This is a genomic window from Bradyrhizobium sp. SRL28, from assembly GCF_018596315.1.
GTDB lineage: Bacteria > Pseudomonadota > Alphaproteobacteria > Rhizobiales > Xanthobacteraceae > Bradyrhizobium.
Genome location: NZ_JAHEAG010000007.1, coordinates 142488 through 169377, shown reverse-complemented (window position 1 = coordinate 169377; position 26890 = coordinate 142488). Strand labels below are relative to the sequence as shown.

The 26890-nt window shown below is 63.1% G+C and carries 23 protein-coding genes; 18 read left to right on the top strand and 5 right to left on the bottom strand.

Going from position 1 to position 26890, the window contains the following annotated elements:
- The 6 genes from KIP88_RS17975 (at position 1) to KIP88_RS17950 (ending at position 8552) form a co-directional block, all read left to right on the top strand.
- Positions 1-552, top strand: coding sequence for a cytochrome c family protein (locus tag KIP88_RS17975; protein ID WP_214489258.1), 552 nt, complete (start codon positions 1-3; stop codon positions 550-552).
- Between the two features lie 333 nt (positions 553-885).
- The gene (locus KIP88_RS17970; protein ID WP_214489392.1) at positions 886-2736 is read left to right on the top strand and encodes an extracellular solute-binding protein; all 1851 of its coding nucleotides are present in this window, start codon (positions 886-888) and stop codon (positions 2734-2736) included.
- Between the two features lie 14 nt (positions 2737-2750).
- Positions 2751-4634, top strand: a complete 1884-nt coding sequence (locus KIP88_RS17965) for an extracellular solute-binding protein (RefSeq protein ID WP_214489257.1) — start codon at positions 2751-2753, stop codon at positions 4632-4634.
- Positions 4634-5746: a microcin C ABC transporter permease YejB gene (locus KIP88_RS17960; protein ID WP_214489256.1), complete on the top strand. Its 1113-nt coding sequence runs from the start codon at positions 4634-4636 to the stop codon at positions 5744-5746. The genes KIP88_RS17965 and KIP88_RS17960 overlap by 1 nt, the downstream gene beginning before the upstream one ends.
- The gene (locus KIP88_RS17955; protein WP_214489254.1) at positions 5746-6924 is read left to right on the top strand and encodes an ABC transporter permease; all 1179 of its coding nucleotides are present in this window, start codon (positions 5746-5748) and stop codon (positions 6922-6924) included. Before KIP88_RS17960 ends, KIP88_RS17955 begins: the two co-directional genes overlap by 1 nt.
- Positions 6925-6935: 11 nt before the next feature.
- Positions 6936-8552, top strand: a complete 1617-nt coding sequence (locus tag KIP88_RS17950; RefSeq protein WP_214489253.1) for an ABC transporter ATP-binding protein — start codon at positions 6936-6938, stop codon at positions 8550-8552.
- 127 nt (positions 8553-8679) lie between these two features.
- Here KIP88_RS17950 and KIP88_RS17945 read toward each other — a convergent pair whose 3' ends face one another.
- Both KIP88_RS17945 and KIP88_RS17940 read right to left on the bottom strand, forming a co-directional pair.
- Entirely contained in the window at positions 8680-9528 is an 849-nt protein-coding gene (locus KIP88_RS17945; protein ID WP_214489252.1) for an NlpC/P60 family protein, read from the bottom strand.
- A complete protein-coding gene (locus tag KIP88_RS17940) occupies positions 9521-10903 on the bottom strand; it encodes a M17 family metallopeptidase (protein WP_214489251.1) in 1383 nt (460 codons plus the stop codon). Before KIP88_RS17940 ends, KIP88_RS17945 begins: the two co-directional genes overlap by 8 nt.
- 135 nt (positions 10904-11038) lie before the next feature.
- On the opposite strand from KIP88_RS17940, the gene KIP88_RS17935 reads away from it, so the two are divergent.
- A complete protein-coding gene (locus tag KIP88_RS17935; RefSeq protein ID WP_214489250.1) occupies positions 11039-11875 on the top strand; it encodes a tetratricopeptide repeat protein in 837 nt (278 codons plus the stop codon).
- Between the two features lie 135 nt (positions 11876-12010).
- Here the strand turns inward: KIP88_RS17935 and KIP88_RS17930 are convergent, their stop codons facing one another.
- The 3 genes from KIP88_RS17930 to KIP88_RS17920 form a co-directional block, all read right to left on the bottom strand.
- Positions 12011-13462 carry a hypothetical protein gene (locus tag KIP88_RS17930; RefSeq protein ID WP_214489249.1) on the bottom strand — a complete coding sequence of 484 codons (1452 nt, stop codon included), beginning with the start codon at positions 13460-13462 and terminating at the stop codon, positions 12011-12013.
- Positions 13463-13575: 113 nt separating this feature from the next.
- Positions 13576-15021, bottom strand: a complete 1446-nt coding sequence (locus KIP88_RS17925; RefSeq protein ID WP_214489248.1) for a hypothetical protein — start codon at positions 15019-15021, stop codon at positions 13576-13578.
- 112 nt (positions 15022-15133) lie between these two features.
- Complete coding sequence (locus tag KIP88_RS17920) at positions 15134-15961, bottom strand: sterol desaturase family protein (RefSeq protein WP_214489247.1); 828 nt, start codon at positions 15959-15961, stop codon at positions 15134-15136.
- A 308-nt stretch (positions 15962-16269) separates the two neighbouring features.
- Here KIP88_RS17920 and KIP88_RS17915 point away from each other — a divergent pair, with 308 nt between their 5' ends.
- The 11 genes from KIP88_RS17915 (at position 16270) to KIP88_RS17865 (ending at position 26885) form a co-directional block, all read left to right on the top strand.
- Positions 16270-16434, top strand: coding sequence for a Flp family type IVb pilin (locus KIP88_RS17915; RefSeq protein WP_214489246.1), 165 nt, complete (start codon positions 16270-16272; stop codon positions 16432-16434).
- Between the two features lie 183 nt (positions 16435-16617).
- A complete protein-coding gene (locus KIP88_RS17910) occupies positions 16618-17142 on the top strand; it encodes a prepilin peptidase (RefSeq protein WP_214489245.1) in 525 nt (174 codons plus the stop codon).
- A gap of 126 nt (positions 17143-17268) precedes the next feature.
- Entirely contained in the window at positions 17269-18063 is a 795-nt protein-coding gene (gene cpaB / locus KIP88_RS17905) for a Flp pilus assembly protein CpaB (protein ID WP_214489244.1), read from the top strand.
- A 44-nt stretch (positions 18064-18107) separates the two neighbouring features.
- Positions 18108-19547 (top strand): type II and III secretion system protein family protein, encoded by a 1440-nt coding sequence (locus tag KIP88_RS17900; RefSeq protein ID WP_214489391.1) that lies wholly within the window; start codon positions 18108-18110, stop codon positions 19545-19547.
- A gap of 21 nt (positions 19548-19568) precedes the next feature.
- Positions 19569-20309 (top strand): CpaD family pilus assembly protein, encoded by a 741-nt coding sequence (locus KIP88_RS17895; protein WP_214489243.1) that lies wholly within the window; start codon positions 19569-19571, stop codon positions 20307-20309.
- Entirely contained in the window at positions 20306-21577 is a 1272-nt protein-coding gene (locus tag KIP88_RS17890) for an AAA family ATPase (RefSeq protein WP_214489242.1), read from the top strand. The genes KIP88_RS17895 and KIP88_RS17890 overlap by 4 nt, the downstream gene beginning before the upstream one ends.
- Before the next feature lie 22 nt (positions 21578-21599).
- Positions 21600-23057, top strand: a complete 1458-nt coding sequence (locus KIP88_RS17885; protein ID WP_214489241.1) for a CpaF family protein — start codon at positions 21600-21602, stop codon at positions 23055-23057.
- Between the two features lie 7 nt (positions 23058-23064).
- Positions 23065-24042 carry a type II secretion system F family protein gene (locus KIP88_RS17880; protein WP_214489240.1) on the top strand — a complete coding sequence of 326 codons (978 nt, stop codon included), beginning with the start codon at positions 23065-23067 and terminating at the stop codon, positions 24040-24042.
- A gap of 10 nt (positions 24043-24052) precedes the next feature.
- Entirely contained in the window at positions 24053-25027 is a 975-nt protein-coding gene (locus KIP88_RS17875) for a type II secretion system F family protein (protein ID WP_214489239.1), read from the top strand.
- Between the two features lie 310 nt (positions 25028-25337).
- On the top strand, positions 25338-26165 hold the full coding sequence (locus tag KIP88_RS17870; RefSeq protein WP_214489238.1) for a sterol desaturase family protein: 828 nt from the start codon (positions 25338-25340) through the stop codon (positions 26163-26165).
- A 222-nt stretch (positions 26166-26387) separates the two neighbouring features.
- Positions 26388-26885 carry a pilus assembly protein N-terminal domain-containing protein gene (locus KIP88_RS17865; RefSeq protein ID WP_214489237.1) on the top strand — a complete coding sequence of 166 codons (498 nt, stop codon included), beginning with the start codon at positions 26388-26390 and terminating at the stop codon, positions 26883-26885.
- Positions 26886-26890 lie beyond the last annotated feature (5 nt).

The following is a 26890-nucleotide window of genomic DNA, read 5'->3' as shown; positions in this document are numbered from 1 at the left end:
ATGGACTCCTTCGAACTCAACAAAATTCTCGGCGCCGTTCTCGCCACCTGCCTCGTTCTCCTGGTCACGAGCTTTGCCGCCCAGGCGATTTTCGCGCCCGTGAAACCGGAAAAGCCGGGCTTCGAGATCGCCGTGAAGGAAGACGCCTCGCACGGTGGCGCCAAGGAAGCCGCAGCTCCCTCCGAGCCGATCGAGAAGCTGTTGCAGACGGCTTCGGTCGAGAAGGGCACTGCCGCCGCCAAGAAGTGCGCGGCCTGTCACACCTTCGAAAAGGGCGGCCCCAACCGCGTCGGTCCGAACCTCTACGGCGTCCTGAACGAGGCGAAGGGCCAGGGTCGTGGCGGCTTCAACTTCTCGGCCGCCCTGAAAGCCAAGGGCGGCACCTGGACCTATGATGACCTCAACAAGTTTCTCATCAGTCCCAAGGGCTTCGTTCCGGGTACGGCGATGGGCTTCGCAGGCCTTCCGAAGGACAGCGAGCGCGCCGACGTGATTGCGTATCTGCGCAGCCTTTCGGATAATCCGGCGCCGCTGCCGACCGCGGCGAAGTAGGATTTCGACAGTCCGGCATGGACTTTGCCACGACATGACGGCCAGGCATTGCCTGGCCGTTTGCGTATGAAGGGACCGCATTGCCGTTGTCGGAGTTGTTACCGGGACTTTTCGCCGCAGCGGCGGTGTTCCCAAGCTGCTATCATGAGGAAAAAGCAACGTAATTTGTCGAACCCTTGCCTTATATTGGGTCCTCACTAACTCCGCCCCGTGCGTCGTTCGCGTCTGGGGCCGCCGCGGACTTCGACAGCACGGATACTGGCGTCAGCAACAGGAATTCTGCATTTGGCAATCACCCGACGACATCTTCTCCAGGGCGGCGCGTTCGCCGCGATGGCTCCCGCCCTCGGCATTGCGACGGCGCTTCCCGCGATCGAAACCGCAAAGGCGCAAGGCGCAGGCGGCGAGCCGGCCTGGCGGCACGCGCTGTCGCTGTTCGGCGACATCAAATACCCGGCCGACTTCGAGCGTTACGATTATGTCAATCCGGACGCGCCCAAGGGCGGCGTCGCGCGGATGATCTCGATCGGGACCTACGACAATTTCAACATGGCCGTGGCTGGCATCAAAGGCTCGCTCGCCCCCGCCGCTGCCCAGATCTACGAAACCTTGATGGCGAAGTCGCTGGACGAGGTCATGACCGAATACGGTCTGCTCGCAGAGGCAGCCTCCCATCCGGACGATTTCTCCTGGGTCATCTATCGGCTGCGCAAGGAAGCGCGCTGGCACGACGGCAAGCCGGTGACGCCGGAAGACGTGATCTTCTCACTTGAGACGCTCAAGAAGCAGAGTCCGTTCTACGCCGCCTATTATCGTCACGTCGTCAAGTCCGAGAAGAGCGGGGAGCGCGACATCAAGTTCACCTTCGATGCGCCGGGCAATCGCGAACTGCCGACCATCGTCGGCGAAATTCTGGTGCTGCCGAAACACTGGTGGGAAGGCACCGACGAGCAGGGCCGCAAGCGCGACATCTCGCAGACCACGCTGGAGAAGCCGCTCGGCTCGGGTCCGTACCGCATCAAGGATTTCGTTGCCGGCCGTTCCGTTACCCTGGAGCGGGTGAAGGATTACTGGGGCGCCAAGCTGCCGGTGCGGGTCGGACAGAACAATTTCGACGAGTTGCGCTTCGAGTTCTTCCGCGACAACCTCGTGGCGTTGGAAGCGTTCAAGGCCGACCAGGCCGACTGGATCGCCGAGAATTCCGCCAAGCAATGGGCGACGGCGTACGAATTCCCGGCGGTCGTGGACAAGCGCGTCGTCAAGGAAGAATTTCCGGTCAACGATTCGGGCCGGATGCAGGCTTTTGCCGTCAATAACCGGCGGGAGCAGTTCAGGGATGCGCGGGTGCGGCGCGCCTTCAACTATGCGTTCGATTTCGAGGAGATGAACAAGCAACTCTTCTACGGTCAGTACAAGCGCATCAACAGCTACTTCGAGGGCACCGAGCTTGCCTGCTCGGGCCTGCCGCAGGGACAGGAACTGGCGCTGCTGGAGGCAGTACGCGACAAGGTCCCGCCGGAAGTCTTCACCACGGCTTACGTCAACCCGGTTGGCGGCAATCCCGAAAACGTCCGCAACAATTTGCGCGAAGCCACCAAGCTGCTGAAGGAAGCGGGATTTGAGGTGAAGGAACGCAAGCTTGTGGACACCACAGGCAAGCCTGTGACGGTTGAAATCCTGGTTGAGAGTCCCTCCTCCGAGCGTATCGCGCTGTTCTACAAGCCGTCGCTGGAACGCATCGGTGTCACCACATCGATCCGCGTCGTCGACGCTGCGCAATATGAGAACCGGACCCGCAGCTTCGATTTCGACATGATTATCGATCAGTGGGGCCAGTCGCTGTCGCCCGGCAATGAGCAGCGCGAATTCTGGAGCTCGCACGCGGCCGATCAGCCAGGCTCGCGCAACACCCTCGGCATCAAGAATCCGGCCATCGATGCGCTGATTGAGAAAGTGATCTTCGCCACCGACCGCGAGGGCCTGATCGCGGCAACGCGGGCGCTGGATCGCGTCCTGCTGTGGAACTTCTACCTCGTGCCTCAATTCACCTACGGCTTTTCACGGTATGCCCGTTGGGATCGGTTCAGCCATTTCGAGCCGGCGCCCAAATACGGCCGTTCCGGTCTACCGTCGCTCTGGTGGTACGATGCCGAGAAGGCTGCCAGGATCGGCAAGCGCTCTTGAAGGATTTTTCGCGCATGGCGCAATTCTCCCGCCGGCACGTCCTCGGCCTCGGTGCAGGCGCGCTGAGCCTTCTGCGGCTCGGGCCGGTGCAAGCTTCGGAAGAGGCCGGCGCCGAGGTGCATGGTATCTCGGCGTTCGGCGATCTGAAATACCCGGCCGACTTCAGGAATTTCGATTATGTGAATGTCGCTGCCCCCAAGGGCGGCCTGTTTTCGACCATTCCCTCGACGCGCGCCTATAATCAGTCCTACCAGACCTTCAACTCGCTCAACGCCTACATCCTCAAGGGCGAGGGCGCGCAGGGCATGGACCTGACCTTCTCGGCGCTGATGGCGCGTGCCGGCGACGAGCCAGACGCGATGTACGGGCTCGCCGCCAAATCGGTGCAGATTTCCCCGGACAAGCTGACTTATCGCTTCACGCTGCGCCCTGAGGCCAAGTTCCACGACGGCTCGAAGATCACGGCGCATGACGTTGCCTGGTCCATCAACACGTTGAAGGCCAAGGGCCATCCGCTGGTCCAGGTACAGATGCGCGACGTGAAAGGCACTGAGGCCGTTGACGATGCGACCGTGATCGTCAGCTTTGCTGAAAACCGCGCGCGCGACGTGCCGCTCTATGTCGCCGGCCTGCCGATCTTTTCGAAGAAGTATTATGAGACGCGGCCGTTCGATGAATCGACGCTCGATACGCCGCTGGGTTCGGGGCCATACAAGGTCGGCAAGTTCGAGGTCAACCGCTTCATCGAGTATGAACGCGTCAAGGACTGGTGGGGCGCGAACCTCCCGGTCTGCCGCGGTTACTACAACTACGATGTGGTCCGCTACGAATTCTATCGCGACCGCGACGTTGCCTTCGAAGGCTTTACCGGCAAGAACTATCTGTTCCGTGAAGAGTTCACCGCGCGCATCTGGGCGACGCGCTACGAGTTCCCCGCGATCAAGGACGGCCGCGTCAAGCGCGAGCAGGTACCGGACGAAAGGCCGTCGGGCGCGCAGGGCTGGTTCATCAATACCCGCCGCGACAAGTTTAGGGATCCCCGCGTGCGCGAGGCGCTGATCAATGCCTTCGATTTCGAGTGGACCAACAAGACCATCATGTACGACGCCTATGCGCGGACGCATTCGCCGTTCCAGAATTCGGACATGATGGCGAAGGGGCCGCCTTCGCCGGACGAGCTGAAGCTGCTTGAGCCATTCCGCGGCCAGGTGCCCGACGAAGTGTTCGGCCAGCCCTACGTGCCCCCGGTTTCGGACGGCTCGGGACAAGACCGCAACATGCTGCGCAAGGCGCAGCAATTGCTTAACGAAGCCGGCTTCGTCATCAAGGACGGCAAGCGGATGACGCCGAGCGGCGAAGTGTTCCGCATCGAATTCCTGTACGACGAGCCTTCGCTGAATCCGCATCACGCGCCCTACATCAAGAACCTGGGCACGCTCGGAATCGAGGCGAGCCCGCGCATGGTCGATGCCGTGCAGTACCGCGCGAGGGTGGAAGATTTCGATTTCGACATGACTATCACGCGCTTCTCGATGTCGACGACGCCGGGCGATGCGATGCGCGCCTTCTTCTCCTCGCATGCCGCCAAGACCAAGGGTTCGTACAATCTCGCGGGTATCGAGAGCCCTGCCATCGACGCGCTGATCGAAAAGATCATTGCGGCCGAGACCCGCGCCGAGCTGACCGTCGTGTGCCATGCCTTCGATCGCGTTTTCCGCGCCGGGCGCTACTGGGTGCCACAGTGGTACAACAAGACCCACCGGCTGGCGTATTGGGACACGTTCGATCGCCCGAAGAACCTACCGCGTTATCAGATCGATGCATCGGGGTCTGGCGAGCGCGTTATCTGGTGGTATGACGCCGCCAAGGCGGGCAAACTCGAGCAGGCGAAGCAATAATGACTGCCTATATCGCCCGCCGCATCCTTTTGATGTTTCCGACCTTGCTCGGCATCCTCTTCATCTCCTTCGTGGTGGTGCAGTTCGCGCCGGGCGGCCCGGTCGAGCGCGTGATTGCGCAGCTTTCCGGTGCCGACACCGGCGGCTCCTCGCGCATCTCAGGCTCGTCCACCGGCGACTTTGCCGGCCGTACGCCACAGGCCGGCGCCTCCGCCGACGCCGTCAGTTCGAAATATCGCGGCGCGCAGGGACTTGATCCGGATTTCATCAAGAACCTCGAAAAGCAGTTCGGCTTCGACAAGCCTGCGCATGAGCGCTTTGCGCTGATGGTGTGGAATTTCGCCCGCTTCGATTTCGGCAAGAGCTACTTTCGTGACACCACCGTGGTGCAACTGATCAAGGAGAAGCTGCCGGTCTCGATCTCGCTCGGTCTGTGGTTGACGCTGCTGACCTACCTGATCTCGATCCCGCTCGGCGTCCGCAAGGCGGTCGCGGATGGCTCGCGCTTCGATACGTGGACGTCAGCGGTGATCATCATCGGGTTTGCGATCCCCGGATTCCTGTTCGCGATCCTGCTGATCATCCTGTTTGCGGGTGGCTCGTTCTTCAACGTGTTCCCGCTGCGCGGCCTGACCTCGGATGGCTGGGCGCAGTTTCCCTGGTACTGGAAGATCATCGACTACTTCTGGCACCTCACGCTGCCCCTGATCGCCATGGGCCTGGGTGCCTTTGCCACCATGACGCTGCTGACCAAGAACTCGTTCCTCGATGAGATCAGGAAGCAGTATGTGATGACCGCGCGCGCCAAGGGCTGCGGTGAGGGGCAGGTGCTCTACGGCCATATCTTCCGCAACGCTATGCTGATCGTGATCGCGGGCTTTCCCGGTGCATTCATTGGCGCATTCTTTTCCGGCTCGCTGCTGATCGAGACCATCTTCTCGCTCGACGGGCTCGGGCTGCTCGGCTTCGAGAGCGTGCTCAACCGCGACTATCCGGTCGTGTTCGGCACGCTGTTCATCTTCTCCCTTGTGGGCCTTGTGGTGGGTCTGATCTCCGACCTCGCCTATATGTGGATCGATCCAAGAATCGATTTCGAGGCGCGGGAGGTCTGATGACAATGCTCGCCCCGCAGCCGATCGAGACCTCGACGCAGTCGCCGCTCGGCGCCGCCGTGCCGGTCTCGCGTCATCCCCTTGCGATGTCGCCGCTCAACCGCCGGCGCTGGCAGAGCTTCAAGGCCAACCGCCGCGGTTACTGGTCGCTCTGGATTTTCCTCGCGCTGTTCTTGATCTCGCTGTTCGCGGAGCTGATCGCCAACGACCGCCCCTTCATGCTCAAGTATGACGGGAGACTCTATTGGCCGGCTTTCGTCAGCTATTCCGAAACCACCTTCGGCGGCGATTTCGAGACCGCGGCCGATTACCGCGATCCCTATCTGCAGAAGCTGATTGCGGACAAGGGCGGCTGGATCGTCTGGCCGCTGATCCGCTATTCCTACGCCACCCATAATCTCGACCTGCCGACGCCGGCGCCGTCGAAACCGACCTGGATGCTGACGGAAGAGCAGTGCAAGCCTGTGGTCGAGAAGAAAGGCCTGAAGAGCTGCAGCGACCTGGAACAGAACTGGCTCGGTACCGACGATCAGGGCCGCGACGTGGTGGCGCGGCTGATCTATGGCTTCCGCATCTCGGTGTTGTTCGGCCTGACGCTGACCATCTTTTCCTCGATCATCGGCGTCATCGCCGGCGGCGTACAGGGTTATTTCGGCGGCTGGACCGATCTGATCTTCCAGCGCGTCATCGAAATCTGGAGCGCGATTCCCTCGCTCTATCTGCTGCTGATCCTGTCATCGGTGCTGGTGCCCGGCTTCTTCGTGCTGCTCGGCATTCTCTTGCTGTTCTCCTGGACGTCCCTGGTGGGTCTCGTGCGTGCGGAATTTCTGCGTGGGCGTAATTTCGAATACATCCAGGCCGCGCGTGCGCTCGGCGTCTCCAATGGCGTCATCATGTTCCGGCACTTGCTGCCGAACGCGATGGTGGCGACCATGACTTTCCTGCCGTTCATCGTGTCGTCCTCGGTGATGACGCTGACCGCGCTGGATTTTCTTGGCTTCGGCCTGCCGCCGGGCTCGCCGTCGCTCGGCGAGTTGCTGGCGCAAGGCAAGGCCAATGTGCAGGCGCCCTGGCTCGGCTTCACCGGCTTCTTCTCGGTCGCGATCATGCTGTCGCTCCTGATCTTCATCGGCGAGGGCGTGCGCGACGCCTTCGATCCGCGCAAGACGTTCCGGTGAGGGGCAAACGCATGGACGCCATCAACCAGCCCTTGCTCGATGTCCGCGACCTCTCGGTGGCGTTCGGCAACAGCATTGCCGTCGATCATGTGTCGTTCTCGATCAAGCGCGGCGACTGCGTGGCGCTGGTCGGTGAATCCGGCTCCGGCAAGTCCGTCAGCGCGCTGTCGGTGCTGAAGCTGCTGCCCTATCCGAGCGCCTCGCATCCATCCGGCACAATCCATTTCAAGGGCCGCGAGCTGCTCAGTGCCTCGGAACGCGAGATGCGCGAGATCCGCGGCAACGACATCTCGATCATCTTTCAGGAGCCGATGACCTCGCTCAATCCGCTCCACACCATCGAGGCGCAGATCGGGGAAATCCTCTCGCTGCATAGAGGCATCGGCGGATCGGCGGCGCGGGCGCGAACGCTCGAATTGTTGACGCAGGTCGGCATTCCCGATCCGGAAACGAGGCTGCAAAGCTATCCCCATCAATTGTCCGGTGGCCAGCGCCAGCGCGTCATGATCGCGATGGCGCTCGCCAACGAGCCGGACCTCTTGATCGCGGACGAGCCGACCACCGCGCTCGACGTCACCGTGCAGGCCCAGATCCTGGCGCTGCTCGCCGAGATCAGGTCGCGGCTCGGCATGAGCATGCTGTTCATCACCCATGACCTGGGCATCGTCCGCCGCATCGCGGACGTCGTCTGCGTGATGAATTCGGGCAAGATCGTCGAGCAGGGGCCGGTCGAGCAGGTCTTCACCGCGCCGAAACATGCCTATACCCGCGCGCTGCTCGCGGCCGAACCCAAGCCCGATCCGGCGCCGCCGCGGCCCAACGAGCCGGTGGTGATGTCGGCCGACAATCTCAAGGTCTGGTTTCCGATCAAGCGCGGGCTGTTGCGCTCGACCGTCGGCCATATCAAGGCGGTGGATGGCGTCAGCGTCGCGGTCCGCAAGGGCGAGACGCTCGGCGTCGTCGGCGAATCCGGCTCGGGCAAGACCACGCTGGGGCTGGCGCTGCTCCGGCTGATTTCCTCTGACGGCCCGATCGTGTTCCTCGGCAGCAACATCCAGGGCCTGCGCTTCAAGGACATGTTGCCGTTCCGCCGCGACATGCAGATCGTGTTTCAGGACCCGTTCGGCGCGTTGAGCCCGCGCATGTCGGTGGGCGATATCGTCGCCGAGGGCCTGAGCGTGCATCAGAAGTCGCTGTCGTACGAAGAGCGCGAGGTGCGCGTCGTCAAGGCGCTCCAGGACGTCGGCCTCGATCCGGCAACGCGCTTCCGCTACCCACATGAATTCTCCGGCGGCCAGCGCCAGCGCATTTCGATCGCGCGCGCGGTGGTGCTGGAGCCAAATTTCGTCGTGCTGGACGAGCCGACGAGTGCGCTCGACATGCTGTTCCAGGCCCAGATGGTCGATCTCCTGCGCGAGCTGCAGCGCAAGCGCGATCTCACCTACATGTTCATCTCGCACGATCTGCGCGTCGTCGCCTCGCTGGCGAGCCATCTGATCGTGATGCGTCACGGCAAGGTGGTGGAGGAGGGGCCGGCCGCGGAGCTGTTCAAGAATCCGAAGAGCGACTACACCCGCGCCCTGTTCGCCGCCGCGTTCCGGATCGAGGCCGTGCCGGATCTGCAGTGATGGCCGTCAAAGTAACAGTCGTCATACCCCGCGAAGGCGGGGTATCCAGTACGCCGCGGCTTCTCGGCTCTTGCTCAACTGCTCTGGAATACTGGATCACCCGCTTTCGCGGGTGATGACAGCGAGGCTAGTCGGTCAACCTCTTGATCGCCGTGACTTCGCTGCCCGCCGCCTTGATCCGCGCAATCGCCTCGCGCGTGTTTTCGATCACCGTCGCCATGTGATGCGCATTGGCGTGCACAATGGTGTCGCCATCACGGGCGATGGCGACATGCCCCTTCCAGAAGATCAGATCGCCGCGCTGCAGCCTCTTCGTCTCGGCCGGACTCAATTCCCGCCCAAGGCCGTCCTGCTGCATGTCGCTGTCGCGCGGGCAACCGGTGCCGGCGGCGTTCAGCGAAACCTGGACGAGACCGGAGCAATCGATACCGAGCGAGCTCTTGCCGCCCCAGAGATAGGGCGTGCCGACGAAGCGTTCGGCGATCGCGACGAAATCCTTTTCCATCGCGTCGAGGCCGCCGACATGCCGTCGCGGCAGATACCAGCCTTCGCCCGTTACGGCGAACGCGCCGTCTTCACGGGCAACCGTGACGCGCGCGCCCATCGGCAGCGTCTCGACCGGCGGCAGCTTGATCGAGGGGCCCGGGAACGCGAACGTCCGCAACGCCGTGATCTTGTGCGTCGGAGCGGCCGCGGGCCTGACCAGCGCGGCATCCGGAATCCAGCCGACATAGCCGTCGCCGTTCAATTGGCCCCAGGCAAGGCCTTCGCCGTTGCGATCGTAGATCGTGACGCGCTCGCCCTTCAGCGCTTGCGTCGACAGCATGGCATCCGCAGTAGGTCCCTCACGCAGCGGCGCGATGGCGTCGCGCACGTCAAATTCCTCGCCGGTGACATAGCGCGCGGCCGTCACCTTGCCCTCGAGATATTTGGCGGCGACTTCGGGCCGTGCCGGCGTCAGGCGCGGATCATGCATAGCGTTGGCTCAGCAGCTTGTAGATGGCGCGCGCGGCCTGGCATTCGCCGCCTTCGGGGCGCGCGGGTTTAGCGGACGGTGTCCAACCGTAGATATCGACATGCAGCCAGCTCGTTGCATCCGTCACGAAGCGCTGCAGGAACAGCGCGCAGGTGATCGAGCCGGCAAAGCCGCCCGACGGCGCGTTGTTGATGTCGGCTGTCTTCGAATCCAGCCACGAATCATAGGGCGGCCACAGCGGCATTCGCCACAACGGATCGTTCTCCTGTTTCGCATGAGCCGCGACGCTTTCGGCGAGCGTCTCATCATCGGTGTAAAAGGGCGGTAAATCCGGTCCCAGCGCCACCCGCGCCGCACCCGTCAGCGTACCCAGATCCACCAGCAGATCGGGCTTCTCCTCGTCGGCCAGCGCCAGCGCATCCGCCAGCACCAGCCGCCCCTCGGCATCGGTGTTGCCGATCTCCACGTTAAGCCCCTTGCGCGACTTGAAGATGTCGAGCGGGCGGAAGGCGTTGCCGGCCACCGCGTTCTCGACCGCGGGGATCAGCACCCGCAGCCGCACTTTCAGCTTCGCATCCATCACCATCTGCGCCAGCGCCAGCACGTTGGCGGCGCCGCCCATGTCCTTTTTCATGATCAGCATGCCGCTGGACGGTTTTATGTCGAGACCGCCGGTGTCGAAGCAGACGCCCTTGCCGACTAAAGTCACCTTAGGGTTAGCGGGATCGCCCCAGCTCAGGTCGATCAGGCGCGGCGCGCGCGTCGAGGCCATGCCGACGGCGTGGATCAGCGGAAAGTTCTGCTTCACGAGCTCGTCGCCGACGATGCAGTTGAACTGGGCGCCGAACCGCGTCGCCAACGCTTGCGCAGCCTGCGCCAGTTCTTCCGGGCCCATATCGTTCGACGGCGTATTGATCAGGTCGCGCGCCAGCGCGGCCGCCTCCGCCATCCGCGCGACATCGGCGACATCGATGCCGTCGGGCGGCACCAGCCGGACGTCAGGCGTCTCGTTCTTGCGGTAGCGGCCGAAGCGATAGCTCCCGAGCGCAAAAGCGAGCGTTGCCAGCCGCACGTCGTGGGGTGCATTGGCGAAGCGATAGACGCCGGCCGGCAGCAGGCCGGGCAGCGCGCCCGGCCGGAACAGATCGCGTGATTTGGCGGTCTCATCCTCGATGCCGAAAACGACCTGCGCGATCTTCCCGTCGGGTGCGGGCAGCGTCAGGCATTTGCCGGGCTTGCCGGTGAAGTCGTTGGCCGCCGCAAACCGTCGGGCCTGTTCGGGAAGGTCCCTCGCGATCGCGCCCCAGGTTGTCTTGGTGGCGAAAAAGATCGGAATGGCAGCGGCGCCGGGCGTGGTCTCGAACGGGGATTGCATGCTGGTCTCGCTAGAGGGGACGGGCAGGGTGGTGCCGATGGCATAGCACGGCCAATTAACCCGCCGTTAGGGTTAACAGTCTATTGCTGGCGCGTTCGGCTTCATTCGTCAGCCTTTTCCGTGAGTTGAAGTGCCATGCGTCGACCGTCCAGCCATGCCGGATCCCTTGCCCGGTTCCTCTCCTCCGCGGCCGTAACGGCGGTTCTCGCCGCGGGCCTTGGCGGCTGCCAGACCATGTCCGACATAACAGGATCGCTGACCTCCTCGTCACCGAAGGCGCAAGCTGTTCCCGACGATCCGCAGCGCGCGGCCGAGGTCTACGGCGAGCGATATCGCGCCAATCCCAAGGATGCCGAGGCGGCATTGGGATACGGCCAGGCACTCCGCGCCACCGGCCAGCGGGCGCAGGCCGCGGCCGTGCTCGAACAGGCCACCCTGGCCCATCCCGGCAACAAGTCGCTGCTTGCCGCTTACGGCCGCGCGCTCGCCGACAACGGCAATTCGCAGGCGGCCTTCGACGTGCTCAGCCGCGCGCATTCGCCCGCCAATCCCGACTGGCGCATTCTTTCGGTGCAGGGCACCACGCTCGACAAGATGGGCAAGCACGAGGAGGCCCGCCGCTATTACACGACCGCGCTGAAGATCGTGCCGGAAGAGCCTTCGGTGCTGTCCAATCTCGGTCTCTCCTACATGCTGACGCGGGAATTGCCGCAGGCCGAGGAGACGCTGCGGCGCGCTTATTCCAATCCCCGCGCCGACGGAAGGGTGCGGCAGAACCTGGCGCTCGTGGTCGGCCTGCAGGGCCGCTTCGCGGAAGCCGAGACCATCGCCAAGGGCGATCTGCCGGCCGATGAAGCGACTGCCAACGTGGCCTATTTGCGGGAAATGCTCAGCCGCAAGGACAAGGACAATTCGCGCCCTCCCGGCAACAGGGCGACCGTCCCGGTCGCAGCCCTCAACCGGCCGGACTAGAGCTTCGATTCTGATTGAATCAGAACCGAAGTGCGAGATTGTTGTTTTGAAGCGTTCTCTTCACGCGAACCGCGAATCCGCCCCGGATCAAGTCCGGGGCAGCTTTCGCTCGAAAAACGCCATAGGCCGGCCGGATCAGTTGGCCGTGCGAACATGCAGCACGGCGTTCTCATCGGCATAGGCGCGCCGCCAGCCGCCGATATGATCGAGCAGGCCGACCGCCGGGGTGCGCGGCGTCAGCAGCACGGCATCGATGTCCCATTTCTTGAGAGTGTCGAGAAACTGGTTGACGTCCTTGAGCTGCATCGCGCGGTAAAAGGCCATGTCGAACGCTTCGCCGTAGAGCTCGGCGCGGCCGTCGACGAATACGGGGATCTGCCGCCAGATCAGATAGCCGCCGAACGGAAGATCGTTGAGAACCCGCTTGGGATTATGCGCCTTCAGCGCATCGACGGCCGCAGACGGCGACTGGTTTTGGGGCGGCGCGAAAGTGGTTTTGGCCGCAAGCAGCCACGTCCCGCCGCCGAGCAGGACCATCACCGCCGCCATCACGGGCATCGGAACCCCGGAGCGGGCGGGCCAGGCGGGCCGCAGCGCGAACTGCGCCGTCACCGGCGCGAGCACCACGATCGGCAGCAGCAGGGCGAAGATCTCGACATTCCTGACATGCGCCAGCGCCATGTGCAGCAGGCCGAGCACCAGCGCAATCCGCGGCGGCGTGAGCTTGACACCGCGATAGAGCGCGGCGCCGATCAGCGTAAGGATCGTCATCTCGAACGCGCCGAATTTGCTGAAATCCGCCGGCATCCATTCGTAGATCAGATGCAGGAGTTCTCCGAGACCGAGGATCTTGCGTGCGGCGAGGATCGAGCCCCATCCGTAAGGCGTGACGCAGCAAGCTACCAGCGCGCCGATGCCGAACGCTGCCCAGCGCAGCACCAGCGACTTTTGCTGCGCGCGATCGGCATTCCACAGCGCATCGAACGCGAACGCGCCGACCAGCACCAGGCCGAACACGAATCCACCGTGCAGGTTCGCCCACAGCGCGATCACCGGCAGCAGCCAAGGCGACGGCGCCTCGCCGCGCTCGCTCGCCGTTAGCAGCCCATGCGCCCACGCCAGCATGACCGGCAGGACCAGCACATGCGGACGCGCCAGAAAGTGCCCCATCGAAAGCACCATTGCCGCCATCGCGATGGCGACCGCGTATGTCGCGGGGATACGGCGGCCGAGAATATGAACGAGCAACGCGAAGGTCGCGGCAATGCAGGTCGCGGCAAGAACCACCGGCCCGGTCCAGCCCGCCAGATTGTAGCTCGTCGCATACAGCACCTGCGACAGCCAGGACGACGATGTCCACGGCTCTCCCGCCCTGGTGAAGGAATAGATGTCGTCGCGCGGCATTGCGTGGTGATCGAGGATCCACTGGCCCACGGCGATCTGCCAGTAGGTATCGGAATCGTTCAGGAGCCCGCCGCCATTGCTCAACAGCAGCAAGTAGACACCGATGCCCACCCACAGCCATGCAGGCACCTGGCCTAGAATGGAAGACTTCTCGCTGGACGCCGCCGCGATGCTTGTATTCATGCTAGTAGCCCTCGAAGCCTGGGAAAATCCTGCTTACGGCAGCCGGATTGTTCCGCACGGGATGTCCCTGGCCGACAATCAATGGACGAAGCCGATGCCGTTGCCCTCATCGGTCAACTGCCGCCGCGCATGTAGAGGACTGCCACATCGTCGGCGTAGACACGCCGCCAGACGCCGAGATGATCGAGCAGGCCCGCCGCAGGTGCGTCCGGCCGAAGCAGCAAGGCATCGATGTCGTGGTCCTTGAGCAGACCGAGAAACTGGCTGACGTCCTTGAGATCCAGCGCGTTGAAATAGTCCATGGTGAATTTTTCGCCGTACAACTCGGCCCGCCCGTCGATGAATACGGGCATCTGCCGCCCGATCAAATAGCCGCCGAATGCGCGATCGTTGAGAACCCGCCGGAGATTGTGCGTCTTTATGATCTCGACGGCAGCAGCGGGCGACTTGCTCTTCAGGGGCGAATATATCTGGTGCGCAGCGAGAGCCCAGGTCGAGATGCCGAGCGCGACGGCCAGCATTGCCGCCGAAACAAACGTCATCCTGCCCGACGGGGTCGATTGCAGAGCGAACTGCTGTGACACCGGCGTCAGCAAGACGATCGGCAGCAGCAGCGCAAATATCTCCAGATTCCTGCCATGCGAGAGCGCCATATGCAGCAGGCCGAGCATCAGCGCGATCCGCGGCGGCGACAGCCGGACGCCGCGATATAGCACCCCTGCAATCAGGGCGAGGATCGTCAGTTCGAACAGGCTGAGCTTACTGAAATCCGCCGGCGCCCATTCGCTGATGATACGCAGCAGCACTCCAAGGTCGAGAATCTTGCGTGAAGCGAGGATCGATTCCCAGCCGTAAGGCGTGAAGCAGCAAGCCGCCAATGCTGCCAACCCGAACGCAGCCCAGCGTAGCGCCAGCGGTTTCCGCTGCGACGGCTCGGCGTTCCACAGCGCGTCGATCGCGAATGCGCCGGCCAGCACCAGGCCGAACACGAAGCCGCCATGCAGGTTGGCCCACAACGCAATCAGCGGCAGCAACCAGAATGATGGCGGCTGACGCCGCTCGCTCGCCGTCATCAAACCATACGCCCAGGCCACCATGACCGGCATTGCCAGCACGTGTGGACGCGCCAGAAAATGCGACGCCGACAGCGCCATCGCCACCAGCGCGACCAGGGTCGCATAGCCTGCTGGAATGCGGCGCTCCAGGATATGCGCGAGCAGCCCGAAGGCTGCGGCGATAGAGCCCGCCGCAACCACGACCGGCCCAGTCCAGCCGGCAAGATTGTAGCTCACGGCATAAAGAATTTGCGCAAGCCAGGATGACGAAATCCAGGGCTCGCCAAGCTTGCTGAAGGAATAGACATCGACGCGCGGCAGAGTCCCGTGATCGAGAATCCATTGGCCCACGGCGATCTGCCAATAGGTGTCGGAATCGCCCAGGAGCCCGCTGCCATAAACCAGGGAGAGCACGTACACGCCGGCGCTCAGCCATAACCAGGCCGGGACCCGGCCAAAGCTAAAGGCTTTCGCCTGAGGAATCGTTGTGGCGTCAATGCTCATGACACGTCCCAAGCCAGTGCCTCGGCGCGCGATCGGATCAAACCTGACTCCCGTTTCTTGTTGCGCTGCGCTTCTTGGTCGCGCACCAGCACGCGCTTTTCCCGATCATGCCCTAGTGACGGAACGGATAGGCCAATTGCCCGCCGATCTCGGCCGGAATCTCCTGGTCGTCCACACCGTAATTGTCGGGCAGTCGGTTCTCCGGCATGCGAAACGTTCCGAACAGGATATCCCAGAGCGGGAAGGTGCCCGCGAAGTTGGTATTGCCGCCCTCTTCGAGCGGCGTGTGATGCCAGCGGTGGAAGACCGGCGTGGCGAGCACGTATTTGAACGGCCCCAACGTCCAGCTCAGGTTGGCGTGAACGAAAGCGGAATGGAAGGTCGTGAACGGCCCGACCCACAGCATGATGTTGGGGGAAATGCCCGCCATCAGAAGGATGACGTCGACCAGAATCGTTCCGATGAACAGGTTGACGGGATGAAACCGCGCCGCGGAGATCCACTCCAGATCCTCCGAGGAGTGATGGATGGCGTGATATTTCCAGAAGCCGCCGCCGTGAAACATGCGGTGCAGCCAGTACAGCATGAAGTCGGATGCAACGAGGAACAAGATCGCCTGCACCCAGAGCGGAAGCTGCGACAGCGGCCCATGACCATTGTCGTAGAATGCGATCAGTTCGTCGGAATCGTGAATGTTGAAGACGATGGCGGCGCCGAGCACCAAAAGCCCGATGCGGAAGATGCGCGCGAATACCGGCACGAAGAACCAGTAACAGATGTCGGTAGCGAGCTCGCGCTTGCGCCACCAGGGTTTGCCCGGATTGCAGGCCCAGAAGTGCGAGAGCACAGTGAAGACAAGGGCGAGCGCGATCGTCACCGGAACGACCTTCACCATCGTCTGGCCTACTACCTCGATGACTTCCATCGGCAAACTGGACATGGCGGCCTCGTTCAATCGGAGACCTCAGGGGTATCTGCTCGCGCTTAAGGAGCCGTGAATCAACGGAGTTGACGGACACTGCGCGACCACGACGAACGACGCCGACGTCTCGCTTGCATTTTCTCGAACGGTTTAATTCGGTGTTTACTGTGCTCAAGAACAGCAAGTTCCAAACATTTTTGCGCGGTCGAATTAACTGCGTCGAAATTGTCGCACCCTAGGGTGATGCCATGGTCACGGCGCTGAGAACGCCGGCGAGACCAAACTTAAGTTCGACCAGCCACGTGTGTACACAGGAGTTATCATCTATGAAGAATCTCGTTTCGCGTTTCGTGAAGGATGAGTCCGGCGCCACCGCCATCGAATACGGTCTGATTGCCGCCGGCATCTCGATCGCGATCATCAGCGTCGTCAACGGTCTCGGCACCACGCTGTCGACGAAGTTCAGTGACATCTCGGCCTCGCTGAAGTAAGCGAGAGTTGCGAGCTAGCTTTAAAGGCCCCGGCATGCCGGGGCCTTTATCGTTTTCGCAAAGCGCATGCGCCGGACAAGCCGCCGCCCGTATGTCGCTCAAGCGTTTCCCGATTGTTCATTTCTCGTGGCTAGGCTCGGCCGAAGCCTGGACCCCGGGTCAACCGCAGCCTCGCGTGAAATCATGATCCTCGATACCGCCCGCCTCCTGCTGTTTCCGGCCCTGATGGCGTTCGCAGCCGCGAGCGACCTGTTCACGATGACGATTTCGAACCGGGTGTCGCTGGCGCTGATCGCCGGTTTTGTGGCGCTCGCGGTGCTGGGCGGCATGGGTCTGCACGACATCCTCATGCATTTCGGCGCTGGCGCGGCCGTTCTGGTCGTAGCCTTTGCCTGCTTCGCGATGGGATGGGTCGGCGGCGGCGACGCCAAGGTCGCGGCCAGCGTGGCGCTTTGGTTCGGTTTCGACCATCTCCTCAATTATCTGGTCTATGCCTCGCTGCTCGGCGGGGCGCTGACAGTCCTGCTGATTCAATTCCGGCGATGGCCGCTGCCCTACCCGCTTGCGGGACAGGCCTGGCTGAATCGGCTGCACGACAAGCAGAGCGGGATTCCTTACGGCATCGCGCTCGCGCTCGGTGCGCTGATCGTCTACCCGGAGACCGAATGGATCAAGGCGATCGACCTCGCTCATCTCGCCATGCGCTGATCCAGCATCGCTAACTTTCCGTTAAGGCAATTTACACACGCCTCATTAACCATGCTTTGACGAATAGCTGGTCAACTCCCATCACGGCGACGGAAGCGTCGCGGCGTAATGTGGAAAGTGAAGCGTATGAATAAGCCACGCATTGTGGTCCTGGCCATCGCCATCGGCGCCGGCGGCATTGCCGCATATCTCGCCAGCGGGTCCGGGGACAAGCCTGCGCCGGCCCAGCCGGTCGCGCAGATGCAGACCGTCGATATTCTCGTCGCCAAATCGGATATCGGCCTCGGCCAATCGGTCAAGCCGGACAATCTGCAATGGCAGACCTGGCCGGCCGCGACCGCCAGCAGCAACTTCATCAGCCGCGCCGGCAAGGCCGATGCCATCAAGGAGATCACGGGCTCCATCGCGCGCTCGCCGTTCATCGCGGGTGAGCCGATCCGCGAACAGAAGCTGGTGAAGGCCGACGGCTCCGGCTTCATGGCGGCGATCCTGCCCGCCGGCTACCGAGCCATTTCCACCGAAATTTCGCCGGAAACCGGCGCCGGCGGCTTTATCCTGCCGAACGACCGGGTCGACGTGATCCTGACCAAGCGCGAGAAAAATCCGGACAAAGCCGGCCCGGACGTCTCCAGTGCGGAGGTCATCCTCACCAACGTTCGTGTTCTCGCGATCGACCAGGCGCCGAAGGAAAAGGAAGGCTCCAGCTCGCTGGTCGGCAGGACTGTCACCCTCGAACTGAAGCCCGAGCAGGCCGAGATGCTGGCGCGATCGCGCCAGAACGGCACGCTGACGCTGGCGCTGCGCAGCATTGCCGACATCAACGCGGTCGAGAAGCCGGACGACCAACAATTCAACAGGCGCGGCGAAAACCTCAACGTCATTCGCTATGGCGTCGCCAGCCAGCAGACGGTGCAGAAGTGACCGAAAGGACGCACGATATGAAGTGCAGGGAAATTCAGCCGATGATGCGAACGTTCATCGTCCGCGCCCTGTCGTTTTCGGCCGTGGCTGCTCTTACGCTTAATCCGGCACTGACGCCGGTGGTGGCGAGCGACTATCGCGCCGCTGCTCCGGTCAACACCGACGGACAGATGAACGCGCGGTTCGTTTCGCTCGGGATCGGCAAATCGTTCGTGATCGACCTGCCGCGGGAGATCAAGGACGTGCTGGTCGCCGATCCGAAGATCGCCAACGCCGTCGTCCGCTCGACCCAGCGCGCCTATATCATCGGCGCCGCGGTCGGCCAGACCAACATTGTCTTCTTCGATGCCACGGGCGCGCAGATCGCGGCCTACGACATCGCGGTCAAGCGCGACCTCAACGGTGTGCGCGCCGCGCTGAAGCAGTCGATGCCGAATTCGGACATCCTGATCGAGGGCGTCGGCGATGGCGTGGTATTGAGCGGCACCGCGGCGAGCCCGATCGAGGCGCAGCAGGCCGCCGATATCGCCGCCCGCCTTGTGGGCGGCGCGGACAAGGTCGTCAATTCGATCGCCGTCCGCGGCCGCGATCAGGTGATGCTGAAAGTCACACTTGCTGAAGTCCAGCGCTCGATCATCAAGCAGATGGGCATCGATCTCAGCGCCAGCATGACCTACGGCACATCCGTTGTTAAGTTCACCAACAACAACCCGTTCACCGCAAACAGTGCGCCGCTGGTCGCCGGCAACGCCGTTACCGGGACTATCGGCACGGGGCCGTCCGTGCAGGCGACGCTGCGCGCCATGGAAAGCGCCGGCGTGGTGCGGACCCTTGCTGAGCCTAACCTCACGGCCGTTTCCGGCGAGTCCGCAACATTTATCTCCGGTGGCGAATTTCCAATTCCAACCGGCGTGACCTGCCAAACAACAACGGGTGGTGGCATCGGACAATGCGTCCAGACCGTCAGCTTCAAAAAATTCGGCATCTCCCTCAACTTTACGCCAGTCGTGCTGACGGAGGGACGGATCAGCCTTCGGGTGATGACCGAAGTGTCGGAAGTCTCGACGGAAAACGCTCTGACTGGCGGCCAAGGTGGAACAACCATTCCGTCGATCAAGACCCGCCGCGCCGAGACGACGCTGGAAATTCCGTCCGGCGGCGCGATGGCCATGGCCGGCCTGATTCAGGACCAGACCAAGCAGGCCATCAATGGCTTTCCGGGCCTGGCGCAACTGCCGGTTCTCGGCACGCTGTTCCGCAGCCGCGACTTCGTCAACAACCAGACCGAACTGATGGTTCTGGTCACGCCCTATGTGGTGCGCGCGGTGGCGCAGAAGGATCTGTCGCGGCCCGATGACGGCTTTGCCAGCGCATCCGATCCGCAGGCCGATCTGCTCGGCAGCATCAATCGAGTCTACGGCGTTCCGGGCCGTGTCGAGAAGGCTCGGAATTATCGCGGCACCTACGGCTTTATTACGGACTGAGGCGGGACGATGACACCGAGGATGAAATCAAGGAAGCCCGCCGATCCAAGGCGCGCCCTCTGCCTGGCGGGAGCGCTGATCGGTCTTTCCATCGCGCTCAGCGCCTGCAAGCACACCACCGATGTCGTGACGACGGCGGGCGTGCCCGACGACTATCGACAGCGCCATCCGATCGCGGTCCAGGAAGCCGACCGCTCGATCGTCGTTTTCGTCGGCCGCGGACGCGGAGGCCTCTCAGCCTCCCAGCGCGCCGACGTGATGTATCTGGGCCAGACCTGGATGCGGGAAGGCACCGGCACCATCAGCATCGACGTGCCCGTGAATACGCCGAACGCGCGGGCGGCCGAAGATTCGTTGCGCGAGATCCAGGCGACCTTCTCCGCTGCCGGCGTGCCGCCGCGCGCGGTCAATGTCCGCCAGTATCGCCCGGAAGACCCCAGGCACATGGCGGCGATCCGCCTCAACTATCCAAAGATTTCGGCGGTGGCCGGCCCCTGCGGGCTGTGGCCGGAGGATCTCGGACCGTCGGTCAACAACAGGGGCTATTTCGAAAACAAGCCCTATTACAATTTCGGCTGTTCCAATCAGCGCAATCTGGCGGCGATGGTCGACAACCCGTCGGATCTCGTGCAGCCGCGTCCCGAAACCCCGGCCTATACGCCGCGCCGTGGTGTAGCCTTCGACAAATATCGCAAGGGCACCTCCACCGCGACCATCTATCCCGACTCCGACAAGGCCAAACTCAGCGATACCGGCAAATGATCACTTACTCGCGCCAGAATACAGAACAGCAGCCGGAAATCACGGCGCCGTCCACCGAGGATCACATCGCGCCGGCGCCGCGGGTGTCGGTGCAGGCTTTCTGCGAGACGGTAGAAACCGCGGCCGCCGTGCAGTCGGCGGGCGAAGACCGCCGCCTCGGCAAGGCTCACCTCAAGATCCAGATGGGCGGCATGGCCGCCGCCATCGAGGCCTACCGCTCGGCCCCGACCCCGAACGTCATCATCCTGGAGACCGAAGGCCGCAACGACATTCTCCTCGGCCTCGACCAGCTCGCCACCGTCTGCGACGCCGGAACCCGCGTGATCGTGATCGGGCGCATCAACGACGTCATGCTCTATCGCGAACTGGTGCGCCGTGGCGTCAGCGACTACGTCATCGCCCCGGTCGGCGCCATCGACGTCGTGCGCTCGGTCTGCAACCTGTTCTCGGCGCCGGAAGCCAAGGCCGTCGGCCGCATCATTGCCATCGTCGGCGCCAAGGGCGGCGTCGGCGCGTCCACCGTCGCCCACAACGTCGCCTGGGCGATCGCGCGCGATCTGGCGCTGGATTCCGTGGTCGCCGATCTCGACCTCGCTTTCGGCACCGCCGGCCTCGACTACAATCAGGACCCGCCGCAAGGCATCGCGGATGCGGTGTTCTCTCCCGACCGGGTCGATACCGCGTTCCTCGACCGCCTGCTGTCGAAATGCACCGACCACCTCAGCCTGCTGGCGGCGCCGGCAACGCTCGACCGGGTCTACGATTTCGGCGCGGAGGCGTTCGATTCGATCTTCGATACGCTTCGCACCACGATGCCCTGCATCGTGCTCGACGTCCCCCATCAATGGTCGGGATGGACTAGGCGCGCCCTGATTGCGGCCGACGACATCCTGATCGTCGCGGCGCCCGATCTCGCCAATCTGCGCAACACCAAGAACATTTTCGATCTCTTGAAGTCATCGCGGCCGAACGATCGCGCGCCGCTCTATTGCCTCAACCAGGTCGGCATCCCGAAGCGGCCGGAGATTCCCGCCGCCGAGTTCGCCAAGGCGATCGAAAACCACCCGATCGCTACCATCCCGTTCGAGCCGCAACTCTTCGGTTCGGCAGCCAACAACGGCCAGATGATCGCGGAAATCTCCGCGACGCATCGTACCACCGAGATGTTCTTGCAGATTGCGCAGCGGCTCACCGGCCGCGGCGAGACCAAGAAGCCGAAGAGTTCGTTGTTGTCGCCGTTGATCGAGAAGTTGCGGGCCAAGAAGTAAACAGCTCGCGTGGAGTGCCATCGTGTTTGGTAAGCGTAGTGATAGCGATACGCGGGTAAAGCCCGCCATTCAGGCGCCGGAGCCGGTTTCCAGCGCCGCGGTAGCACCGCGCGAAACGGCGGTGCCGACCGTCGCCTCGCCGGCGATTGCGCCCGCGAAGGCGCCGCCCGCCCCCGCCATGGAGGCGCGGCGGTCCGACAATTATTACCAGGTCAAGTCGACCATCTTCGGCGCCCTGATCGAGGCGATCGACCTTGCCCAGCTCGCCAAGCTCGACGGCGAGTCGGCGCGCGAGGAAATCCGCGACATCGTCAACGAGATCATCGCGATCAAGAACATCGTGATGTCGATTGCCGAGCAGGAAGAGCTGCTCGACGACATCTGCAACGACGTGCTCGGCTACGGCCCGCTGGAGCCGCTGTTGTCGCGCGACGACATCGCCGACATCATGGTCAACGGCGCCGGCACGGTGTTCATCGAAGTCGCCGGCAAGATCCAGAAGACCGGCATCCGCTTCCGCGACAACCAGCAGCTTCTCAACATCTGCCAGCGCATCGTCAGCCAGGTCGGCCGCCGCGTCGACGAATCCTCGCCGATCTGCGACGCCCGCCTCGCCGACGGCTCCCGCGTCAACGCCATCGTTCCGCCGCTGGCGATCGACGGCCCCGCGCTCACCATTCGTAAGTTCAGGAAGGACAAGCTGACGCTCGATCAGCTGGTCAAGTTCGGTGCGATCTCGCCGGAAGGCGCGCAGATTCTGCAGATTATCGGCCGCGTCCGCTGCAACGTGCTGATCTCAGGCGGTACCGGCTCCGGTAAGACCACATTGCTGAACTGCCTGACGCAGTTCATCGAGCATGACGAGCGCGTCATCACCTGCGAAGACGCCGCCGAACTTCAATTGCAGCAGCCCCACGTGGTGCGGCTGGAAACCCGCCCGCCCAACATCGAAGGCGAAGGCCAGATCACGATGCGCGAACTGGTTCGCAACTGCCTGCGTATGCGCCCTGAACGCATCATCGTCGGCGAAGTCCGCGGACCCGAGGCGTTCGACCTGCTGCAGGCCATGAACACCGGTCACGACGGCTCGATGGGAACGCTGCACGCCAACAACCCGCGCGAAGCCCTGTCGCGCTGCGAATCCATGATCACGATGGGCGGCTTCTCGCTGCCCTCGCGCACCATCCGCGAGATGATCTGCGCCTCGATCGACGTCATCGTGCAGGCCGCACGCCTGCGCGACGGCTCGCGCCGCATCACCCACATCACCGAAGTGATGGGCATGGAAGGCGACACCATCATCACCCAGGACGTATTTCTCTACGACATGATCGGTGAGGACGCGAACGGCAAGATCATCGGGCAGCACCGCTCGACCGGGATCGGACGTCCGCGGTTCTGGGAACGCGCGCGATATTTCGGCGAAGAGAAGCGGCTGGCGGCCGCGCTCGATGCCGCCGAAGTCATCGACAAGACGTGAGGATCCTATGAGCATGCAGACGCTTGCACTGGCGTTTCTCGCCGCTACCGCCATCGGCGGCCTGGCATGGGTATTCATCTATCCGTCGCTGTCGGGCGAGCGTAAGGCCGAATCCCGCCGCGCCTCGATCGCGCGTTCCGACGCTCCGGCGCGCCAGGTCGAGAAAACCCAGCGTTCGCGCCGTGAGCAGGTCGAGGGGTCGCTGAAGGAACTCGACGCCCGACGCAAGAAAGACAGCTCCGTCTCGCTCACCATGCGCCTCGCCCAGGCCGGTTTGGGATCCTGGACGCCCCAGAAATTCTGGATCGCGTCGGGCGTTTCCGGCGCGGTCGGATTCGTGCTCGCCTTTGTGATCGGCGGCCACCTGCTGGGCGCTGCCGTGATGGCTTTCGGCACCGGCCTCGGCCTGCCGCGCTGGGTCCTGGGCTTTCTCAAGAAGCGCCGCGAGAAGGCGTTTCTGAAGGCGCTGCCCGACGCCGTCGACGTCATCGTGCGCGGCATCAAGGCCGGTCTGCCGCTGTTCGAATCGATCAAGGTGGTGGCAGCCGATTCACCCGAGCCGCTGAGGAGCGAGTTCAGCGCCATCATCGAAACCCAAACCATCGGCATGCCGCTCGGCGAGGCCTGCGCGCGGCTGTATGAGCGGATGCCGCTGCCGGAGGCGAACTTCTTCGGCATCGTGATCGCGATCCAGCAGAAGTCCGGCGGCAATCTGTCGGAAGCGCTGGGCAACCTCTCCAAGGTGTTGCGCGACCGCAAGAAGATGGCGGAGAAGATTCAGGCGATGTCGACGGAAGCCAAGGCCTCCGCTGGCATCATCGGCTCGCTGCCGCCGATCGTGATGCTGATGGTCTGGATTTCGACGCCCGACTACATCTCACTGCTTTGGACCCATCAGGTCGGCCAGTTCATGCTGGCATGCTGCGTCGGCTGGATGACGATCGGCATCCTGGTCATGAAGAAAATGATCAATTTCGATTTCTGACGGTGCCGCCATGATGGATTTTCTGATCACCAAGATGCACGATGCGCGGTTCATGACCATGCTCCTTGCCGCCATCGCGGCGAGCGCGACCGCCTATACGCTGATCATGCCGCTTTTTGCCGGCGAAGGCCTCGCCAAGCGCATGAAGGCGGTCGCCAGCGAACGCGAGCGACTGCGGCAGCGCGAGCGCGAGCGCCTCAACAAGTCGGAGAAGGTGTCGCTGCGGCAAACCCCGAAGCAGCTCGTCTCCAAGGTGGTGGAAGATTTCAACCTGACCAAATGGCTGGCGCAGGAAGCCGCACGCGACAAGCTGATCATGGCCGGCTATCGCGGCCACGCGCCCTACGTCACGTTCCTGTTTGCCCGTGCGGTGACGCCGGTCGTTCTGTTTCTCGGCGCGGTGCTCTACGTGTTCGTGATCACGCACATGGACAAGTCGCTGACGGTCAAGCTCGGCATTTGCATCGCCGCCGCCTATCTCGGACTGCAGGCGCCGATGCTGTTCCTGAAGAATGCCATCAGCAAGCGCCAGCTCCAGATCAAGCGAGCCTTTCCCGACGCGCTCGACCTGCTGTTGATCTGCATCGAATCCGGCATGTCGGTCGAAGTTGCCTTCCGCAAGGTCGCCACCGAGATCGCGGGACAATCGATCGCGCTGTCGGAGGAGTTCGCGCTGACCACGGCCGAATTGTCCTACCTGCAGGACCGCAAGGTGGCCTATGAGAACCTCGCCAAACGCACCGGCCTCGAGGGCGTGAAATCGGTCTGTCTCGCGCTGATGCAGTCGGAACGCTACGGCACCCCGCTCGGCCAGAGCCTGCGCGTGATGGCGCAGGAAAATCGCGACATGCGGATGACCGAGGCCGAGAAGAAGGCGGCCGCCCTGCCGCCGAAGCTGACCGTGCCGATGATCCTGTTCTTCCTGCCGTGCCTGTTCATCGTCATTCTCGGACCGACCTACATCAAGATCCAGATGATGCCGTGAGACGATCGGCGCGGCGGATGCCGCACCGTGCGACGTCGTCAGCCCCGGCTTGCCGCGGCACGCGCGACGCTGGATTAACTTTAGATAGCCTTGAAGATTGGGAAGTCCGCTTCGCTGGCGACGACGGCTCGCGGCCGACCTATAGCGTTTTCGAGCGAAAGCCTGCCCGGACTTGATCCGGGGTGGACACCGGTTCGCGCCAAGAAAACGTCAAAACAAGAATCTGGAGCCCGTTCTGCTTCAATCAGAATCGAAAGGCTCCAGAACGCCCGAACTGGCGGGCGGGCCGGGATTCTGGTACGCGGGCCGGATGAACCTGCCGGGCGAAGTCGTCGAGATGCTGGGCCAGACGGTGGCCAAGGTGGTGCCGGTCACCATCGCGCTGGCGCTCGTGTTCTCGGTGCTGGCGCATTTCTGGGCCTGCAATCCCGGCAGGCCCTGGTGGCGCAAGCGCGAGCTCGTCACCGACGTCTGCTACTGGTTCCTGGTGCCGCTGTTCGCGCGCGTGTTCCGCATCGGGCTGCTCGTGCTCGGCGCCGCCCTGGTGTTTGGAATTCGCGACGCCGACGAGCTGATCGCCTTCTACGACAACGGCCATGGCCCGCTGTCGAGGCTGCCATTGTGGCTGCAGGCGATCCTGTTCCTGGTCGCGGCCGATTTCATGATGTACTGGCTGCACCGCATGTTTCATGGCGGCGGGTTCTGGAAATACCACGCCATCCATCATTCGTCGGAAGATGTGGACTGGATCTCGGCGGCGCGCTTTCACCCCGTCAACCTGCTGTTAGGTACCATCGGGGTCGATGTCGTGCTGCTGATGGCCGGGATTTCGCCGGGTGTGATGCTCTGGCTCGGGCCGTTCAACATCTTCCATTCGGCGTTCGTTCACGCCAACCTCAACTGGACGCTCGGCCCGTTCAAATACGTCGTGGCGACGCCGGTGTTTCACCGCTGGCACCACACCGCCCGCGAGGAGGGCGGCGACACCAATTTCGCGGGCACCTTTCCGCTCTGGGACATCCTGTTCGGGACCTTCCGGATGCCGAAAGGGACGCTGCCGGACCAGTATGGTGTGGACGATCAGTCCTCGTTTCCCCGCGAAATCATCGGACAACTGGCCTATCCGTTCCGCAAATAGAGCATGATCCGCAAAAGGGGGTTGCCGGTTTTCCCTCGCGACAAACGCGGAAACGCGTTTGCGCGCAATTCATGCTCAATTAAGCATGCGCCCAGCGGATTTCTTGGCTCATTTCGGGGCCTATTTGCCCTTTGTTCATGAATTGTCGTCAGATTCACCGTGTCGGGCGCCGGTTCCGCTGCGTATCGCCATTGCCGGCTTGTTGATGCCCCGGGGTAAAGTATGTCGTTCAAGTTCCAGCGTACTCGCGCACGCGCGCGTTTTGGATTGTCTCTCGCCGCAGGAATCCTGCTGTGGCCGGCCATCTGCCTGGCCTCGCCCGATCCCGACCGAATCGCCGTCTATGTCGATCAGGCAAAGCTCGTGAAGCTTCCTGCCAAGGTCTCCACCATCGTGGTCGGAAACCCGCTGATCGCGGACGTGACCCTGCAGAGCGGCGGCATCGTCGTCGTTACCGGCAAGGGCTACGGCGCCACCAATTTCATCGCCATGGACCGCAACGGCGAGGTGCTGGTCGACCGCCAGATCCAGGTCGAAGGTCCGACCGATCAGCTCGTCACGGTCTATCGCGGCGTCGAGCGCGAGTCGTATAGCTGCATGCCGATCTGCCAGCGCCGCGTCACCCTCGGCGACGGCGAGACCTACTTCAAATCGGCGATCGACCAGGCCGGTTCTCTCAGCGGTCAAGCCGCCAGCGCCGGGACCAAATCGGCAAACTGAGCTCT